16 protein-coding genes and 2 pseudogenes are annotated in these 18,521 nt (G+C 63.5%); 14 read left to right on the forward strand and 4 right to left on the reverse strand.

All coding sequences use genetic code 11. From position 1 onward, the window contains the following. The 5 genes and pseudogenes from EOB49_RS23005 to EOB49_RS23025 form a co-directional block, all read left to right on the forward strand. A pseudogene (locus EOB49_RS23005) lies at nt 1-255 on the forward strand (histidine--tRNA ligase); the annotation flags it as partial. Between the two features lie 60 nt (nt 256-315). After that, entirely contained in the window at nt 316-1,437 is a 1,122-nt protein-coding gene (locus EOB49_RS23010) for an ATP phosphoribosyltransferase regulatory subunit (RefSeq protein ID WP_127382320.1), read from the forward strand. Continuing rightward, on the forward strand, nt 1,434-2,132 hold the full coding sequence (gene hisG / locus EOB49_RS23015) for an ATP phosphoribosyltransferase (RefSeq protein WP_127382321.1): 699 nt from the start codon (nt 1,434-1,436) through the stop codon (nt 2,130-2,132). Before EOB49_RS23010 ends, hisG begins: the two co-directional genes overlap by 4 nt. A 331-nt stretch (nt 2,133-2,463) precedes the next feature. Next, nucleotides 2,464-4,236 (forward strand): AMP-binding protein, encoded by a 1,773-nt coding sequence (locus tag EOB49_RS23020; protein WP_127382322.1) that lies wholly within the window; start codon nt 2,464-2,466, stop codon nt 4,234-4,236. A gap of 69 nt (nt 4,237-4,305) precedes the next feature. After that, nucleotides 4,306-5,409, forward strand: coding sequence for a calcium:proton antiporter (locus EOB49_RS23025; protein ID WP_127382323.1), 1,104 nt, complete (start codon nt 4,306-4,308; stop codon nt 5,407-5,409). A 47-nt stretch (nt 5,410-5,456) separates the two neighbouring features. Here EOB49_RS23025 and EOB49_RS23030 read toward each other — a convergent pair whose 3' ends face one another. Further along, nucleotides 5,457-6,365, reverse strand: a complete 909-nt coding sequence (locus EOB49_RS23030; RefSeq protein ID WP_127318588.1) for a LysR substrate-binding domain-containing protein — start codon at nt 6,363-6,365, stop codon at nt 5,457-5,459. 103 nt (nt 6,366-6,468) lie between these two features. Between EOB49_RS23030 and EOB49_RS23035 the strand changes: the two genes are divergently transcribed. Next, on the forward strand, nt 6,469-6,990 hold the full coding sequence (locus tag EOB49_RS23035) for a hypothetical protein (protein WP_127318586.1): 522 nt from the start codon (nt 6,469-6,471) through the stop codon (nt 6,988-6,990). A gap of 68 nt (nt 6,991-7,058) precedes the next feature. Here the strand turns inward: EOB49_RS23035 and EOB49_RS23040 are convergent, their stop codons facing one another. Beyond that, nucleotides 7,059-7,736: an MIP family channel protein gene (locus EOB49_RS23040; RefSeq protein ID WP_013530368.1), complete on the reverse strand. Its 678-nt coding sequence runs from the start codon at nt 7,734-7,736 to the stop codon at nt 7,059-7,061. Between the two features lie 182 nt (nt 7,737-7,918). Between EOB49_RS23040 and EOB49_RS23045 the strand changes: the two genes are divergently transcribed. The 4 genes from EOB49_RS23045 to guaA all read left to right on the forward strand — a co-directional run bounded on the left by EOB49_RS23045 (nt 7,919) and on the right by guaA (nt 12,221). After that, entirely contained in the window at nt 7,919-9,208 is a 1,290-nt protein-coding gene (locus EOB49_RS23045; RefSeq protein WP_127270409.1) for an RsmB/NOP family class I SAM-dependent RNA methyltransferase, read from the forward strand. A gap of 126 nt (nt 9,209-9,334) precedes the next feature. Next, nucleotides 9,335-9,793, forward strand: coding sequence for a PaaI family thioesterase (locus tag EOB49_RS23055; protein ID WP_013530371.1), 459 nt, complete (start codon nt 9,335-9,337; stop codon nt 9,791-9,793). Nucleotides 9,794-9,934: 141 nt separating this feature from the next. Continuing rightward, nucleotides 9,935-10,603, forward strand: a complete 669-nt coding sequence (locus EOB49_RS23060) for a 5'-methylthioadenosine/S-adenosylhomocysteine nucleosidase (protein ID WP_127382324.1) — start codon at nt 9,935-9,937, stop codon at nt 10,601-10,603. Nucleotides 10,604-10,658: 55 nt separating this feature from the next. Continuing rightward, a complete protein-coding gene (guaA, locus tag EOB49_RS23065; RefSeq protein ID WP_127382325.1) occupies nt 10,659-12,221 on the forward strand; it encodes a glutamine-hydrolyzing GMP synthase in 1,563 nt (520 codons plus the stop codon). A 172-nt stretch (nt 12,222-12,393) separates the two neighbouring features. Here the strand turns inward: guaA and EOB49_RS23070 are convergent. Continuing rightward, nucleotides 12,394-13,381: pseudogene (locus tag EOB49_RS23070) on the reverse strand (IS481 family transposase). 240 nt (nt 13,382-13,621) lie between these two features. Continuing rightward, complete coding sequence (locus EOB49_RS23075) at nt 13,622-14,296, reverse strand: GntR family transcriptional regulator (RefSeq protein ID WP_127323185.1); 675 nt, start codon at nt 14,294-14,296, stop codon at nt 13,622-13,624. 288 nt (nt 14,297-14,584) lie between these two features. Here EOB49_RS23075 and EOB49_RS23080 point away from each other — a divergent pair, with 288 nt between their 5' ends. From EOB49_RS23080 to EOB49_RS23095, 4 genes are read left to right on the forward strand one after another with little or no spacing between them, the layout of a single operon-like run. Continuing rightward, nucleotides 14,585-15,712 (forward strand): BMP family ABC transporter substrate-binding protein, encoded by a 1,128-nt coding sequence (locus EOB49_RS23080; protein WP_127321987.1) that lies wholly within the window; start codon nt 14,585-14,587, stop codon nt 15,710-15,712. A 29-nt stretch (nt 15,713-15,741) separates the two neighbouring features. Then, entirely contained in the window at nt 15,742-16,872 is a 1,131-nt protein-coding gene (locus tag EOB49_RS23085) for an ABC transporter permease (protein WP_127321991.1), read from the forward strand. Beyond that, the gene (locus tag EOB49_RS23090; RefSeq protein ID WP_127382326.1) at nt 16,872-17,798 is read left to right on the forward strand and encodes an ABC transporter permease; all 927 of its coding nucleotides are present in this window, start codon (nt 16,872-16,874) and stop codon (nt 17,796-17,798) included. Before EOB49_RS23085 ends, EOB49_RS23090 begins: the two co-directional genes overlap by 1 nt. 14 nt (nt 17,799-17,812) lie before the next feature. Then, on the forward strand, nt 17,813-18,514 hold the full coding sequence (locus EOB49_RS23095; protein ID WP_127321989.1) for an isochorismatase family cysteine hydrolase: 702 nt from the start codon (nt 17,813-17,815) through the stop codon (nt 18,512-18,514). Nucleotides 18,515-18,521: the final 7 nt, after the last annotated feature.

Raw genomic sequence — 18,521 nt, forward strand, 5'->3', positions numbered from 1 at the left:
ATGAAGGCGCAGCTCAAATATGCCGACCGGCGCGGCTGCCCGGTCGCCATCATCCAGGGCGGTGACGAGCGCGCCAAGGGGGAGCTGCAGATCAAGGACCTGATCGAAGGCGCGCGCATGTCTGCCGAAATCGCCGATAACGCCGAATGGCGCGCCGCCCGCCCGGCACAGGTGACGGTGGCGGAGGGGGAGCTGGTCGTCGAGGTGAGGAAGATATTGGCGGCGCAGGCTGAGGAGAGGGCGCGTGGCAAGTAGAGGCCGCGTTGGCGCCTCTGGTTTGGGACCAGAGGGTCGTGCAGCACTGAGGTCAGCAAGTTGACCTCCCGCACCCCCGCCATCTCCACCGACATCACCAACCTCTTCGCCACGCGCAACACGCACGCCGTCGAGGTCGCCATATTGCAGCCGGCGGACCCCTTCCTCGACATGGCCGGCGAGGATTTGCGCCGCCGCATCTTCCTGACCGAAAGCGAGACCGGCCAGACGCTGTGCCTGCGGCCGGAATTCACCATCCCCGTCTGCCTCGACCACATAAGCTCGCAGGCCGGCACACCCCGCCGATATTCCTATCTCGGCGAGGTGTTTCGACAGCGCCGCGAAGGCGGCAACGAGTTCTTCCAGGCCGGCATCGAGGATCTCGGTGACCGCGATACCGCTGGAGCCGATGCCCGCTCGGTGGCCGATGCGCATGCGCTGCTGTCGCTGGTGCTGCCCGGCCAGGCATTGGCGATCACGCTCGGCGACCAGACTATTTTCGAGGCGGTTCTGGCTGCTCTCGGGCTGCCGCGCGGCTGGCGCATGCGCCTTGCCCGTGCGTTCGGCTCGGCGCCGATGCTTGAGGCGGCTCTCGCCGATCTCGCCAACCCGCCGCGCAACAGCCAGCTCTCCGGTCCAGTCGCCGCCCTCGTCCTCGACGGTGATCTGGACGGTCTTTCCGCCCATATCGCCAGCGGCATGGAAGAGGCGGGCCTGTCGGCGTCCGCCGGACGCGCGCCGTCCGACATTGCCCGGCGGCTGATCGAGAAAGCCGAGTTGCGCAGCGTTCGGTTGTCGAGCGAGGCCTTTTCCGCGCTGAAGGATTTTCTGGCGATCGACGTGCCGCTTGATGGCGCGGCCCAGGCACTGGAGACCTTCGCCACCGGCGCCGGGCTGTCGCTCGATGTCGCGCTGGAAAAGTTCGCTGCCCGCGCCAAGGCGATCGAAGCGCATGGCTTGCCGGCCGAAAAAATCCGCTATGACGCCGCCTTCGGTCGCCCGCTCGATTACTACACCGGCCTAGTTTTCGAAATCGCGGCCGACAATGGCGACAGGCCGCTGGTCGGCGGCGGCCGCTATGACCGGCTGCTGACCTTGCTTGGCGCGAAGACGCCTATCCCCGGCGTCGGCTTTTCGGTCTGGCTCGATCGCATCGAGGCATTGCGGGAGACGGCGCCATGATCACGCTGGCGATCCCGTCGAAAGGCCGACTGAAAGAACAGGCGCTGGAAGTACTGGCCAAAGCCGGCCTCGCCGTCAGCCTGCCCGGCGACGAGCGCAAATACCACGCCCGCGTCGAGGGCCTGGACGATGTCGAAGTGGTGTTCTTGTCGGCTTCCGAAATATCAGGCGAGATCGGCCAGGGCGCCGTCGATCTCGGCATCACCGGCGAGGACCTGGTGCGTGAAAACCTCGCCGACTGGGAGAGCCGCGCCGAAATCGTCGCCCGTCTCGGCTTCGGCAATGCCGATGTCGTGGTGGCTGTGCCGGACATCTGGCTCGATGTCGACACCATGGCCGATCTCGACGACGTCGCCGCCGATTTTCGCCAGCGCCATGGCCGGCGGCTGCGCATCGCCACCAAATACTGGCGGCTGACCCAGCAATTCTTCTCGCAGAAACACGGCATCCAGGTCTATCGCATCGTCGAAAGCCTCGGCGCCACCGAAGGCGCGCCGGCGGCCGGTCTGGCCGATGTCATCGTCGACATCACAACCACCGGCTCGACGCTGCGCGCCAATCATCTCAAGGTGCTGGGCGATGGCCTCGTCCTGCGCTCGCAGGCCTGTCTGGTGGCGTCGAAGAAGACACGGGCGGCGGCCGATGAAGCGGTCCTGCGCGACATCGCGGCGAAGATGGCGGCTGCGGGCGGATAGGAATTATTTCCTTGACTGGTGAGGGCAGCTATGCTACATTTTTGCCCATGGTGCTGATTTGCGCCGGTGACCCGCCGCCCAGGCGGGTTTTTTCGTTTTGGCGCGCTTCGTCAGCCAACGCGAAGCTCCGGAGCATCGTTGACCGGATCGTTGCCCTGCCTCGACCATCGGCGGGATTTCCTCCACTCCGGCAGGCTGATAGGCTCGGCTAATGCATGTCGCCCAAAGTGATCTCGGTTTTGGGAGAACGACATGCATAAAAGCAAGGACCTAGAACGCGTCGCATGATTCTGTTTCAGCGCGACGCACTTAGTCCCGGGAGGAGAGAGCGATGCCGGTCAATCTCGACGAGCTGAAGAACGCCAGCAATTTGCGCGGACCCGGAGCGCGCGCTGGCGGTGTCTTCGTCGCACCCGTCGACAACAGGGCGCATGTCTCTGGAGAACGCAGCGTGCCGCTGCTCGACAAGACCATCCCCGCGCTGTTTTCCGACACCGTCAGCAAATACGGCACGCTCGACGCCGCTGTCTTCGTCGATCAGGACAAGCGTTTCACCTGGAGCGAACTGTCGGACACGGTGGACGCGCTGGCTGCCGGCTTCCTGGCACTGGGGTTGGCAAAGGGCGATCGCGTCGGCATCTGGTCGCCCAACCGCTGGGAATGGCTGGTGACGCAGTTCGCCACCGCCCGCATCGGCCTGATCCTGGTCAACATCAACCCCGCCTATCGGTTGACCGAGCTCGACTATGCGCTGAACAAGGTCGGCTGCAAGGCGCTGGTCACCGCTGCCAAGTTCAAGACGTCAGACTATCTCGACATGATCGAGGCGCTGGCGCCCGAGATCGCCAAGGCCACGCCGGGCAAGCTCAAGGCACAGAAACTGCCGGCGCTGAAGATCGTCATCCGCATGGGCGACGAGAATTCGCCCGGCATGTTCAATTTCGGCGACGTGCTGGCCATGGCCGGGCGTGACGAGCATGACAGCCTCGACCGGATCTCGGAGAAGCTGAAGCCGGGCGAGGCCATCAACATCCAGTTCACCTCAGGCACCACGGGAGCCCCCAAGGGCGCGACGCTGACCCACAACAACATCGTCAACAACGGCAATTTCGTCACTTCGGCGATCAAGCTGACCGTCGACGACCGGCTGTGCATCCCGGTGCCGCTCTATCACTGCTTCGGCATGTCGATGGGCACGATGGGCTGCGTCACGAAGGGCGCCACGATGGTTTTCCCGGGAGAAGGGTTCGACGCCGGCGCCACGCTGAAGGCGGTGGCTCAGGAACGCTGCACCGGGCTCTACGGCGTGCCGACCATGTTCGTCGCCCTGCTGGATCATCCGGATTTTTCCGCCTTCGATCTCTCCAGCCTGCGCACCGGCATCATGGCCGGCTCGCCATGCCCGATCGAGGTGATGAAGAAGGTGGTGTCGCTGATGCATATGGAACAGGTGACCATCGCCTACGGCATGACCGAGACCAGCCCGGTGTCGTTCCAGAGCGGCGTCGACGGCCCCTTGGAAAAGCGCGTCTCGACCGTCGGGCGCATTCACCCCCATGTCGAGGTCAAGGCGGTCGATGCCGATGGCGCTACCGTTGCGGTCGGCATACCGGGTGAGCTTTGCACGCGCGGCTATTCGGTGATGAAGGGTTACTGGGACGACGACGACAAGACCCGCGAGGCGATCGACAGCGACGGCTGGATGCACACCGGCGACCTCGCCACCATAGACGCCGAGGGCTATTGCAACATCGTCGGCCGGGTCAAGGATATGGTTATCCGCGGCGGCGAGAACGTCTATCCCAGGGAGGTCGAGGAATTCCTCTACCGCCATCCAAAGGTCAAGGAGGTGCAGGTGTTCGGCATTCCCGACGCCAAATATGGCGAGGAGCTGTGCGCCTGGATCGTGCTCAAGCCCGGCCAGATCGCCACCGAGCAGGAGGTCAGGAACTTCTGCGCCGGCCAGATCGCCCATTACAAGATCCCCCGCCACATACGCTTCCGCACCGAATTGCCGATGACGGTGACCGGCAAGCCGCAGAAGTTCTTGATGCGCGAGGCGATGGTGGAGGAACTGGGGCTGGTGGCGCAGAAGACGGCGTGAACGGGTGAACGCTTCGATCTGTCGGTGCGCGAATGCAGCCACGGTTCGCAGCAGCGGTCAGGGGCTTGCATGAGCGGTTTCGGACGTTCGGTGACTTCGTATGCAATGCCGCTGGCCGCCTTGGTGATGGCTGTCGCCGTCAGAGCCGGCGGGCTGTCGGCGGACGAAGGTTCGCTGAGCGCCAGGATACTCGTCGGAGCGCTTTCGAGTGCGATTATGTTCACCACCATTTTCGTGGTGCTCGACCACGCCGAGGCGGTGGCTCGGCGTGTAGGAGAGCCCTACGGCACATTGGTGCTGACTTTTGCCGTGACGGCAATCGAGGTGTCGATCATCGTTTCCATGATGCTGCATGGAGAGAACAACCCTACGCTTGCACGTGAGTCTGTCTTTTCAACAGTGATGATTGCATCTACCGGCGTCGTCGGCACGTGTCTTGCGCTTGGCGGCTGGCGTCATCGCAAGCAGGCAATTGTTCGACAAGGGACCAGCGCATATTTGGCGGTTCTGATCGCGCTGACCATCATGACGCTTATTCTGCCAACCTACACACAAGCTACGGGGCCGGGCACATTTTCGGCAGCTCAACTTGGCTTTGTGAGCGTGCTTTCGGTGCTGCTTTATGCAAGTTTTGTGTTCGCGCAGACTGTCCGCCACCGAGAAGACTTTGTCGAAGGGCAGGCCCACGGCGTTTCGCTGCGGACTGCCCCTCACGAAAGCGTCTTTGCCGGCGCATTGCTGCTTTTGATCGGGCTGATTGGCATTGTCATGCTCGCCGAGCAGGTCGCCGCAAGTGTTGAAAATACGCTCGTTGCCTATCAGGTGACACAGGCTGACAGCATTGTGGGGGCATTGATCGCCGGGCTGGTTTTGATGCCGGAGGCCATTTCGGCGGTTCGCGCTTCACTCAACAATGAGCTGCAACGCGGTTTGAACGTCGCGATGGGTTCCGCTTGCGCCACAATCGGTTTGACAATACCGGCGGTCGCAGCCGCCAGCCTGCTGACGGGAAGAGGGTTAACCCTGGGGCTTCCAGCGACTGATACAGTGCTTTTGACTTTAGCGCTGTTCATATGCAACGTGAGTTTTAGTACTGAAAGAACAACATTCTTGACCGGAATGGTCCATCTTGTAGTATTTTTTACTTATGTATTTCTCATATTTATACCGTGAGAGCTTGGTGCAAGCGAAGCGCCAAGGGGGCGGTATCCTTCGTTACCTCAGACCGCGGATTTGAGGTGGTCGATGAAGGCGCGCAGCTTCGGCAGGATCTGGCGTTTGCCGGGATGATAGAGGAAGACGCCCGGTGTCGTGGCGGCGACGCTGTCCAGCACTGATTTGAGTTTTCCCTGGGCGATCGGACCTTCGGCGACAGGTCGAGGCGTCTGCGCCAGCCCAATGCCCTGCATCGCAGCCCCGAGCAATGTCGGGTAGTCGTGCGCGATCAGTGGGCCTGAGACCATCGCTTCAATCGCCCCGTTGCCGTCGGCGAAGGACCAGGGCGCGATGGCGCCGTTCGAGCGGCGCAAGCGCAGGCAGGCGTGGTGACGCAGATCCTCGACATGCTCGGGGCTGCCGTGGCGCTCGAGATAGTCCGGGCTGCCGACGACCACGAACGGAAACGATGGCGTCAGCCGCACCGCGACCATGTCGGGCGCGATGAATTGGCCAAGGCGGATGCCGGCATCGAACCCGCCTTTCGCCAGATCGACCATCTCGTCGCTCGCGGCGATCTCCAGTTCGATCTCGGGATAGGTTCGGCAGAACGACGCGATCATCGGCTCCAGGATCAACGGCACGACGGCGCGGGGTACGGACAGGCGCAGCAGTCCGGTCGGCCGCTGGCCGACATCGCGTGCGGCTTCGCTGGCCATGACGATTTCCTCGAAGGCAGGGCCTGCACGGTCGAGGAACCGCTGGCCAGCCTCGGTCAACCCGACGCTCCGCGTCGTGCGCACGAACAGCGCCACGCCCATGCGGGCTTCCAGCGCGCGCACCGCCTGGCTCACGGCGGATGGCGTTACGCCGAGATCGGCGGCGGCACGGCGGAAGTTGCGGCGCCTGGCGACTGCCAGGAACACCTCGACGCCCTCCAGCGCACCGTGCCGGACTGTGTAGTTCTGCTTCATAGGTTGTTTTGATTATACCGGATAGTCGAATTATGGAAGCGGGCTTAGAGGTAGCCGACTGAAGCAGGGAGGCTTCGTGAACCAGTTGCTGCCAGGAGGCCAAATGTCCACGGAAATGGTGTTCCAAACCCATCTCGTTCTAGGCTACGTCGCGTGGCTGCTTTGCTTCGGCGCATACGGTTTGCCGTGGCTGAGCTCCATGGACCGGGTCGCGGTGCAACGCGTCATTGCCACGCTGCACAGCTTCCGCTTCTTTGGGCTCGTCTTCATCCTGCCGGGTGTCGTTAGCCCCGATCTCCCAGCCGGCTTCGCCGTGTTCGCCGCCTACGGTGACTTTGCAACAGGGCTGCTGGCGATGCTGGCGCTGCTCACGGTGAGGCTGCCTCGGCTCTTCTGGCTGTTCGTCGTCGCCTTCAATCTCGTCGGCACGGTCGAGCTCGTCGTTGACTATTACCACGCCATCCAGGTCGGCCTTCCCGCACATGCGGAGCAGCTGGGTGCCGCCTACGCGATCCCGATCATCTACGTGCCGCTGCTGATGATCACGCACGTCGCCGCATTCTATTTTCTGCTACGTCCTTTGAAGGTCCGGGTGTTGGCGACGACCGGCCCGGCTGTACTTTGACGGTAAGAAGATCCACCAAAGAAAAAGGCGCGGACCTGGCCCGCGCCTTTCTATGTTGCCTTCGAAGCTCAGTCCTTCTCGAAGATGCGCGCCTTGGCGACCACACCGGCAATGGCGCCGCCGATCAGCGGTGCAACGATGAACAGCCAGAGCTGGCCGATCGCGGCAGTTCCCGAAAACAGTGCCGGACCGATCGAGCGGGCCGGGTTGAGCGAGGTGCCGGTCACCGGGATGATGGCGAAGTGCAATCCTGCCAGCGTCAGGCCGATGACCAGTCCGGCGAACGCCGTCGAGTGCTTTTCAGCCGTGACGCCAAGGATCACGGTGACGAAGGTGAAGGTGCCGATCACTTCCCACAGGAATGCCGAGCTGACACCCCATTTCGTCACATCCCAGCCATTGGCGCCGAAGCCGGTGGTGTGTCCGCCAACCTGGCCGGAAACGATGATCCACAACGCCAGCGAAGCAAGGACGCCGCCGATGACCTGCGCGATCCAGTAGGGGATCACGTCCTTGGCCGGCAGCCGGCCGGCAAGGAAGACGCCGAGCGTCACCGCCGGATTGAGATGCGCGCCCGAAATGGGGCCGATCGCATAGGCCGCCGCGATGAGGCCGATGCCGAACGCCAGACCGATGCCTTCCTGGCCGAGCGGCAGCGCGCCGCCGAAGCCGCCCGTCACCACAGAAGCCGTACCGATGAACACCAATAGAAATGTGCCTAGAACTTCCGCCAGATAAGTCTTCATTGCCCTCTCCTCGTGTCGATCCGCCGGTCCACCTTTTGCGCGCCGCGAATCACAACCGGAAGAGTATTCGCAACCAGAAAACTTGGAAAGCAGAGCGGTTGTGCAGGCCGACCTGCTTGTGCGCGCCGGTTGCGCGCTCTAGAGCAGGGCCGGAATAATTTTCTGCGTGACGGAACAAAACCATGCGACTGGGCGGACGACTGGCTGCGGCCATCGAAGTGCTGGAAGACATCGGCCGGCGCCACCGGCCGGTGGCGGACGCGCTGAAGGATTGGGGCCTGTCGCATCGCTTCGCCGGCGGCGGCGACCGTGCGGCGATCGGCAACATCGTCTATGACGCCTTGCGCCACAAGCGTTCCGCCGGCTGGCTGCTGGGGCAGGACACGCCGCGCGCCATCGGCTTCGGCGCGCTGCTGCTCGAATGGCGCCAGACGGCACAATCGCTCAACGAGGCGCTCGATGGCGACAAGTTCGCACCGCCGCTGCTGACCGCCGCCGAGCTTCAGGCCATCGCCGAACGCCGGCTTGACGATGCGCCGGCCGCGGTGCGGGCGGATGTTCCGGACTGGTGCGCGCCGCTTTTCGAGCGAGCCTTTGGCTCGACCTGGGCCGACGAGGGCGCCGCGCTGGCAACGCGCCCGCCGCTCGACCTCAGGGTCAACACCCTGCAGGCCAACCGCGACAAGGTGCTGGCCGAACTGACGGGAACCGGCGCGAAACCCTCGGCAATCGCGCCACACGGCATCCGCATCCCGCCGATCGACGGCGACGGCCGGCACCCGAACGTGCAGGCCGAGCCGGCTTTCCAGAAGGGCTGGTTCGAGGTCCAGGACGAAGGCTCGCAGATCGCGGCCGCCCTTGCCGGGGCCGAAGCCGGCATGCAGGTGCTGGATTTTTGCGCCGGCGCCGGCGGCAAGACGCTGGCACTGTCGGCTTCGATGGAAAATCGCGGCCAGATCTTTGCCCATGATGCCGAAAAAGCACGGCTGGCACCGATCTTCGACCGCATCCGCCGCTCTGAAAACCGCAATGTCCAGATCGTCACCAAGCCGGCCGAACTCGCGCCGCTCGGCAACCACATGGACATCGTGCTGGTCGACGCGCCTTGCACCGGCAGCGGCACCTGGCGGCGCCGTCCCGATGCCAAATGGCGGCTGACGCAAAGGCAGCTCGATGCACGCAAGGGCGAGCAGTCGGCGATCCTCGATGCGGCCAAAGTCTATGTCAAACCAGGCGGCCTGCTGGTCTACATCACCTGCTCGGTGTTTGATGAGGAAAACGGTGAGCAGATCGCGGCCTTTCGGGACCGTAACAGCGGCTTTGTTCCCGTCGACCACCGCCAGCTCTGGGACAGCCGTTTTCCCGGCCATGAGGCAGCCGCACGCATCGGCGCCAGAGGCGACATCTCGCTGTCGCCGGCGCTCAGCGGCACCGATGGGTTTTATCTCTGTGCGTTACGCAGATCGGCCTGAATCCTATTCCTGACGGACGCGTGGCGCCGGCCGGCAGGCCAGGTCGATTGTGCAGTGCAGCAAAAGCATTTGCCTGCCGTCCATGCCTCTGCAATAAGCTTATCCGCGTAAAGGAAGGCAGCGGCAATGGCAGCAAAGATCGTACCCGCCCCGGACTATGAGGATCGCGTCAGGACCTCCTTCGCGCGTCAGAAGGCGATGGCCACGATCGGCGCCGAACTGACGCTGGTGACGCCCGGCATCATCGAGATCGAGATGCCCTATTCGGCGGCATTGACCCAGCAGCACGGCTTCCTCCATGCCGGTGTCATTTCGACGGCGCTGGACTCGGCCTGCGGCTATGCCGCCTTTTCGCTGATGCCGGAAAATTCCGGCGTGCTGACCATCGAGTTCAAGGTCAACCTCCTGGCGCCGGGCAGGGGCGAGCGCTTCCTGTTCCGCGGCTCGGTGACCAAGCCAGGCCGCACCATCATCGTCGCCGACGGCCAGGCCTACGCCTTTGCCGCCGACGGCGAGGCCAAGCTGATCGCCACCATGACCGGCACCATGATGACGGTGGTTGGCCGCGATGGGATTGAAGGGTGAGTGGCCGGTTCGCCGCAGGCGAATTCATCGTGCCGGTGGCACGATGAAAGGCCACGAACGCCGGGAGCTGCCGGAGGCAGCGGGTCCCGGCGAGCGGCGGTGCAGATAAGCAGATGATCGGGCGGAGAGGAATAAATCATCATGGCCGATAAAATCTACCGCCTGTCGGGCAAGGACGTCCTCTTCGTTATGGCGGCGCAGGCCGAATACGGCCCGCACCTCAAGCAGCTGTTCACGCCGCTGATGACCGGTGTCGGTCCGGTCGAGGCCGGCGTCAGGCTGGGTGCTGAACTCTCCTGGCTGAAATCGCAAAAAGCACTGCCGGATCTCGTTGTTTCGCTCGGTTCAGCCGGCAGTCGGACGCTGCAGCAGACGGAAATCTACCAGGCGGTTTCGGTCAGCTACCGTGACATCGACGCTTCGCCGCTCGGCTTCGAGAAGGGCGCCACCCCCTTCCTCGACCTGCCGGTAACCGTGCCATTGCCCTTCAAGATACCGGACATCAAGCAGGCGACCCTGTCGACCGGCGGCGCGATCATCACTGGCGCGGCGTATGATGCTGTTGCCGCCGACATGGTCGACATGGAGACCTTCGCCTGCCTGCGCGCCTGCCAGCTGTTCGACATTCCGCTGATCGGTCTGCGCGGCATTTCCGACGGGGCGGCGGATCTCAGGCATGTCGGCGACTGGACCGAATATCTTGAAGTCATCGACGAGAAGCTGGCGGACGCCGTCATGCGGCTCGAACAGGCGATCGGCGACGGCGGCCTCCGGACGGAACCACCCCATGAAGATGCCGGACCAGCCTGAAAGTCGGGCTACGCAACCCATTGCGTCGACTCGTTTCTTTCTCTAAACGCTCGCCATGAAAACAGCCAATCATCCCGACACCGTCCTGATTGTCGATTTCGGCAGCCAGTTCACCCAGCTCATCGCCCGCCGCATCCGCGAGGCCGGCGTGTTTTCCGAGATCGTGCCGTTCCAGTCGGCCGAAGCGGCATTCAAGCGTATCAATCCGAAGGCCGTCATTCTGTCCGGCGGTCCGGCTTCGACCGGCGATATCGGCAGCCCGCGCGCGCCGCAGATCGTCTTCGATTCCGGCGTGCCGGTGCTTGGCATCTGTTACGGCCAGATGGCCATGTGCGTGCAGATGGGCGGCGTCGCCGAAAGCTCCGACCATCGCGAGTTCGGCCGCGCCTTCGTCGAGATCCAAAAGGACAGCCCGCTGTTCGAGGGCCTGTGGGCACCCGGCCAGCGCCACCAGGTGTGGATGAGCCATGGCGACCGCGTCATCTCCTTGCCCATGGGCTTCGAAGTGTTCGGCAAGTCCGAGGGCTCGCCCTTCGCCATCTTCGGCAACATCGAGCGCAAGATGTACGGCATCATGTTCCATCCCGAGGTGGTGCATACGCCCGACGGCGCCCGGCTGCTCAGGAATTTCGTCCACAACATCGCCGGCATCGAGGGCGACTGGACCATGCGCGCCTACCGCGAGCACGCGGTCGAGACGATCCGCAAGCAGGTCGGCAAGGGCAAGGTCATCTGCGCGCTGTCGGGCGGCGTCGATTCTTCTGTCGCGGCGCTGTTGATCCACGAGGCGGTCGGCGACCAGCTGACCTGCATCCTTGTCGACCACGGCCTGATGCGCAAGGACGAGGCCGCCGGCGTGGTGGCGATGTTCCGCGAGCACTACAATTTGCCGCTCATTCTGGTGAACGCTTCGGACCGTTTCATCGACGCCCTCGAGGGCGAGTCGGACCCGGAAAAAAAACGCAAGACCATCGGCCGGCTGTTCATCGAGGTGTTCGAGGAAGAGGCCAAGAAACTCGGCGGCGCCGAATTCCTGGCGCAGGGCACGCTCTATCCCGACGTCATTGAAAGCGTCTCCTTCACCGGCGGCCCGTCGGTGACGATCAAGTCGCACCACAATGTCGGCGGCCTGCCCGCGCGCATGAACATGCAGCTGGTCGAGCCGCTGCGCGAACTGTTCAAGGACGAGGTGAGGGCGCTCGGCAAGGAGCTCGGCCTGCCCGAAAGCTTTATCGGCCGCCATCCATTCCCCGGCCCAGGCCTCGCCATCCGCTGCCCAGGCGGGATCACCCGCGAAAAGCTGGAGATCCTGCGCGAGGCCGATGCCATCTATCTCGACGAGATCCGCAAGGCCGGCCTCTACGACGCCATCTGGCAGGCCTTTGCCGTGCTGCTGCCGGTGCAGACGGTCGGCGTGATGGGCGACGGCCGCACCTACGAGTTCGTCTGCGCGCTGCGTGCCGTCACCTCGGTCGACGGCATGACGGCGGATTTCTACCACTACGACATGGCCTTCCTCGGCGCCGCCGCCACCCGCATCATCAACGAAGTCCGCGGCATCAACCGTGTCGTCTACGACGTGACGTCGAAGCCGCCGGGAACAATCGAGTGGGAGTGAGGGTACAAACGGCGGCAATAGCGTAGTTTCGGCGGCGAATTTCGCCGTCGCGCAATGTTGTTGCAGTCCGTACCTTACTCCGTAGAGCTGGCGTTCTCCGTTTCTGCCTCGGTGGTTCGATCTGCGCCCAGTTTCCGCATGATGTAAAATCGCTTTAGAGGGCGGGAGTGCTCTAGCTGTTTAGTCCCGGCATTTGCTGGAGCGGATCGAGTTTGAAGCGTTCCGGTTGTGATGCCCACGCCTTGCAGATGAACTCGTAGGGCGTAAGGCCTTTGAGGGTCTTGAGCCTGCGACCGAAGTTGTAGGCCGAGATGAAGTCGGCAAGGTGCTGGCGGAGTTGGTCGTGGCTCTCGTAATAGAAACGCCTGACGGTTGCATCCTTGATAGTCCGGTTCATCCTCTCGACCTGGCCGTTGGTCCACGGATGCCTTGCCTTGGTCGTTCGGTGTTCGATGTCGTTCGTGGCGCAAGCGTATTCGAAGGCATGGGCCCAGAAGCGTTCGCCGTTTGCGATGGCCTCCTTGATCAATGGCACGGCCGAACCGCCGGCGCCGGGCGTCGTGAACTGGATACCGTTGTCGGTGAGGACAGTGTGGACCTTGTAGGGCACGGCCGCGATCAGGCGCAGTAGGAAGTCTCTCGATATGGCGGTGGTGGCCTTCTCATGCAGTTCGACGAAGGCGAATTTCGAGGTGCGGTCGATAGCGACGAACATGTGCAGCTTGCCCTGTTCTGTGCGCACCTCGGCGACGTCGATGTGGAAGTAGCCGATCGGATAGCTCTTGAACTTCTTCTTCGCCGGCTTGTCGCCTTCTACGTCCGGCAGGCGGCTGATGCCGTGGCGCTGCAGGCAGCGATGCAGTGATGAGCGCGTCAGGTGTGGGATCGTCGGTTGTAAGGCATAGAGGCAGTCATCGAGTGGCAACAGAGTGTAGCGCCGGAAGGCGACTATGACGGCCTCCTCCTCGGGCAAGAGCACTGTCGATCTAGGCTCTCTCGGACCGGTCGGCAAATCTGCCACCGAGGTCCGTTCCCGCCATTTGGCAACAGTCTTTTGGTTGATCCCGTAGCGCTTCGCCAGCGCCCTCAGGCTCTCTTTGCTGTATCGCTCGACGGACCGCCTCTGTCGTCGTGGCGCTCCCATGAAGAACCTGGCCCATAGCGCATCCCTTGATTCGGAGGACAGGGGATGCCCATCAAAATCTGGGATCAAACATCTAGTCCCTCATCGCTCACGCCTCGACGTAGAATACCAACTGGGGCACGTATATCGGTCTGGTTGACCATGCTGCTTCAAAGCCTTGCTGCCGAGCAGCGTAGCGCCTCATATCAGCCGTTGCGCGATACTGTGCGCCGCCTGGAAGCAGACATCGTCCCGAGATTCGGGATGTTCGGAATTTTCAGGCCACGTCCCGCCGAACTGGCTTGCCGCCATCAGCCGCGAACACCGCGCTCGCCTCGCTGACGATAGAGACATGATCTCTGGCGGCCTTGCCCGCAGCAGCGCCGTCTCCGCGCATGATTGCGGTGACGATTAGCTCGTGTTCCTGCCAGGATTTGGCCAACCGTCCGGGCAGCATGAACTGAGCGCGCCGGAAGGGTGCCAACCGGCTGCGGGTCATCACGGTGAGATCGTGGATATGCGGGTTGTGGGCACCACGATAGAGCCGGGTGTGGAACTCGGTATTGAAATACTCGTAGTCCTCCTCGGCGCCCAGTTGCACCATCCGCGCCGAAGCCTGATGCTCGATCTCGAGCGAGCGGCGCTCGGCACTGGTCATGCGCTCGGCCGAGAAGCGCGCGCAGATCGCCTCCAGTTCGGCCATGCTCTCGAACATCGAGGCGAGATGCTCTTGCGTCACGACAGCCACGATAGCACCCCGGTTGGGCCGCCTTTCGACCAGCCCCATGGCGCTGAGGTGGCCGAGCGCCTCCCTGACCGGGGTGCGTGATACGTCGAAGCGGGCGGCGAGGGAGGTCTCGTCGAGCTTTTCGCCGGGGCGCAGGTAGCCGGTGACGATCCGGTCCCCGATCGCCCTCACCATCTGATCCACGGTCTTGCCCGACCTGATCAAGTTGCGCTTCCCCGACAAATCTCCTCCGCCCCGTCTTCTTGTGGAGGGTCGACGCAGCGGCAATCGACTCAACATACCCCTGTATGCCTCTATTTTAATCTGCCTGTCAAATTGGCTGTTTTCAAGGCAAGAAGTGCATGCAATTGCCCACTACATAAGCATTGTCTTTTAAAGGTACGATTGATTCCATTCATTAATTTCGCCAAAGAAACTGGCATGGCGATTGCATGCACTTTGTTGACGGCATGTTAACCGGCCCGGAAAGGGTCCTACAGGGGAGCATTCACAATGACCGCGAGATTCACGCTTAACCGCCGCGAGCTACTCAAGACCTCCGCCGCTGGAGCCGCACTCGGGCTTGCGTCCGCTGCCTTCCCCATCAGCAGGGCCTTTGCCGCTGCCGCCACCGTCGGCTTCATCTATGTCGGGCCGAAGGACGACTACGGCTACAACCAGGCGCATGCCGAAGGGGCGGCGGCGTTGAAGGGTATCGAGGGCATCTCCATCGTCGAGGAGGAGAACGTGCCGGAGACGGTCGACGTCCAGAAGACGATGGAATCGATGATCAATCTCGACGGCGCCTCGCTGATCTTCCCGACCTCGTTCGGCTATTTCGACCCCCACATGCTGGCCATGTGCACGAAATTCCCCGACGTGCAGTTCCGCCATTGCGGTGGCATGTGGGACAAGGCCAAGCACCCGATGAATGCCGGCTCCTATTTCGGCTATATCGGCATGGGCCAGTATCTCAACGGCGTTGTCGCCGGCCACACCTCCAAGACGAAGAAGCTCGGCTTCGTCGCCGCCAAGCCGATCCCGCAGGTGCTGCTCAACATCAATTCCTTCCTGCTCGGCGCGCGCTCGGTTGATCCGACCATCACTTGCCAGGTCATTTTCACCGGCGAATGGTCGCTGGCGGTCAAGGAAGCGGAAGCCACCAACGCACTGGTCGACCAGGGCGCCGACGTTATTAGCTGCCATGTCGATAGCCCGAAAGTGGTGGTCGAGACGACCGCCGGCCGTGGGGCCTTCGTGTGCGGCTATCACGCCAACCAGAGCCCGCTGGCGCCGGAAAAATACCTCACCGGGGCCGAGTGGAACTGGGCCAAGGTCTACAAGATGTTCGTCGACGACCTCATCGCCGGCACGCCACTGCCCAACTTCACGCGCGGTGGCCTGGCCGACGGCTTCGTCAAGATGAGCCCGCTCGGTCCCGCCGTCGGCGAGCCGGCGCGCAAGCAGTTCGACGCCACGCTGGCCGAAATGATGAACGGCGGCTTCGCCGTCATCAAGGGACCGCTGAAGAGCAACAAGGGGGCTGTCGTCGCCACCGCGAGCCAAGCATTCCCGGAGACCGCGATCGAGCTCGAAAGCATGGATTATCTGGTCGAGGGCGTCGTCGGTTCGACCGCCTGATCTGAGGGGGTGGGGCGATGACGGACACGATGACAGGGGCCGGCATGCCGGCACTCTTCAGCGCCAAGGCCTATTCGGCGGCGGTGGAATGGATTGCGCGGCGGGCGGAGGCTTTGGTCATTCCGCTCGCGGCGCTGATCGTCGGCATGGCGCTGTTCAGCCTGTTCATTGTGCTCGTCGGCAAGTCGCCGATCCTGCTCTACGAGACCATGTGGCGCGGCGGCTTCGGCTCCTGGTTCTCGGTCCAGAACTCGCTGTCGCGCGCCGCTCCCCTGCTGCTGGCCGCGCTCTGCGTGGCCCTGCCGGCCCGGCTCGGCCTCGTCGTCATCGGCGGCGAGGGTGCAATCGTGCTCGGCGGCGTCGCCGCTGCGGCAGCCGGCACTGCGCTCAGCGGCGGGCCATCGTCAATCGTCATTCTTGCCATGGGCGTGGCGGGCATGGCCGCCGGCGGCATCTGGATCGGTGCCGTCGGCGCGCTGCGCCATTACCGGGCCGTCAACGAAACCATTTCCAGCCTGCTGATGGCCTACATCGCCATCGCGCTGATGAACCAGCTGGTGGAAGGGCCGTTGCGCGACCCGGCCTCGCTCAACAAGCCGTCAACGCAGCCGCTGGCGGACATCTACCGCATCGGCAACATTCCGGGCATGGACGTGCATTGGGGGCTGGTTGTCGGTGTCGTCGCCTGCATCCTCTCCTGGTTGCTCATCGAAAAGACCCGCTGGGGTTTTGCCGCGCGCATCGCCGGCGGCAATGTGCGGGCAGCACAGGTACAGGGGCTGGCCGTCGGGCCGCTGATCGTCGGCTTCACCGCGCTCGCTGGCGGCTTTGCCGGGCTTGCCGGCATGCTGGAGGTCGCCGCCGTGCAGGGGAGCGCCAACGCCTCGCTTTCCGCCGGCTATGGTTACACCGGCATCCTTGTCGCCTTCCTGGCCCGCCACAATCCGCTGGCCATCATTCCGTTCGCCATCCTGCTTGGCGGCATCGACGCCTCGGGCGGGCTGATACAGCGCCGCATGGACCTGCCCGACGCCACGGTGGTGGTGCTGCAAGGCATGATCTTCATCGTCATCCTGTTCAGCGAAACCCTCTACGGCCGCTTCAAGGCCTTCAATCCCGATCTTTGGAAAAGACCCGATCTCGTGAAGGGAGCCGCCTGATGGACGCGACCGAGATCGGCCTCTGGGGCGTGCCGCTGGCCGTGCTCGGCGGCGCCATCCGCGTGTCGACGCCCTTCTTCTTCGTCTCGCTGGGCGAGGCGATCACCGAGCGTTCGGGTCGCATCAATCTGGGGCTCGAAGGCACGCTGGTCTTCGGTGCGATGACCGCCTATGCGGTGGCGGTGATGACGGGCTCGCCATGGCTCGGCCTCATCGCCGCCGCCTTCGCCGGCCTGTGCTTCGGCCTGTTCCATGGCTGGATCTGCAGATTCCCGAAAGTCAACGACATCGCCGTCGGCATCGCGCTGATGCTGTTCGGCTCGGGTCTCGCCTTCTTCTTCGGCAAGCCGTTTATCAAGCCGAAGGCGCCCAATCTGCCGGCCATTCCCTTCGGCGGCTGGTCCGACATTCCGCAGGTGCAAGCCGCACTCGACGTCAACGTGCTGTTCCTGATCGGCGCGGTGCTGTCGGTCATCCTGTGGTGGGCGTTCCGCAACACCCGCGCCGGCCTCATCGTGCGCGTCGTCGGCGACAGTTCGGACGCGGCACGCGCCATGGGCCTCAACCCCGATACGGTGCGGCTGCTCGCCACCGGTGTCGGTGGCGCGCTGGCCGGCATTGGCGGCGCCTACCTGTCGCTCTACTATCCCGGCAGCTGGACCGAACGCATCTCGTCGGGCCAGGGCCTGATGGCGGTGGCGCTGGTCATCTTCGCGCGCTGGAACCCGCTCGGCTGCTTTGCTGCAGCGCTTTTGTTCGGCGGGGCGGGAGCTCTCGGCCCGGCGCTTCAATCGGTCGGCGTCACGCAGGGCTACTACATGTTCTACGCCGCTCCCTACATCCTCACCCTCATCATCATGATCGCCACCTCGTCGCCGACACGAACGCTTGCGGGCGCGCCGGGCGAATTGTCGATCACCAAATGACTGGAGTTTTGCCGATGAACGCCAGAGCCGAAGTCACTCAGCATACGATCGACGCCGAGCCTTATCCTTGGCCCTACAATGGCGACCTGCGGCCCGACAACACGGCGCTGATCATCATCGACATGCAGACCGATTTCTGCGGGCCGGGCGGCTATGTCGACCATATGGGCTACGATCTGTCGCTGGTGCGCGCACCGATCGAGCCGATCAAGTTGGTGCTGTCGACGATGCGAGCCAAGGGCTACACCATCATCCACACGCGCGAGGGGCACAGGCCCGATCTCGCCGACCTGCCGGCCAACAAGCGCTGGCGCTCGCGCCGCATCAATGCCGGCATCGGCGACCCTGGCCCGTGCGGGCGCATCCTGGTGCGCGGCGAGCCGGGCTGGGACATCATCCCCGACCTTTACCCGACCGAGGGCGAGCCGATCATCGATAAGCCCGGCAAGGGCTCGTTCTGCGCCACCGACCTGGAGCTCATCCTCAATCAGCGCGGCATCGAGAACATCGTGCTGACCGGCATCACCACGGATGTCTGCGTGCACACCACTATGCGCGAGGCCAACGACCGCGGCTATGAATGCATGATGCTGGAGGATTGCTGCGGGGCGACCGACTACGACAACCATCTGGCGGCGATCAAGATGATCAAGATGCAGGGCGGCGTCTTCGGCACGGTGTCGAATTCCAAGGCGCTTGTCGCGCAGTTGCCATGAGGAGGCC

Source organism: Mesorhizobium sp. M7A.F.Ca.MR.148.00.0.0 (genome assembly GCF_003997735.1).
Classification (GTDB): Bacteria; Pseudomonadota; Alphaproteobacteria; order Rhizobiales; family Rhizobiaceae; genus Mesorhizobium.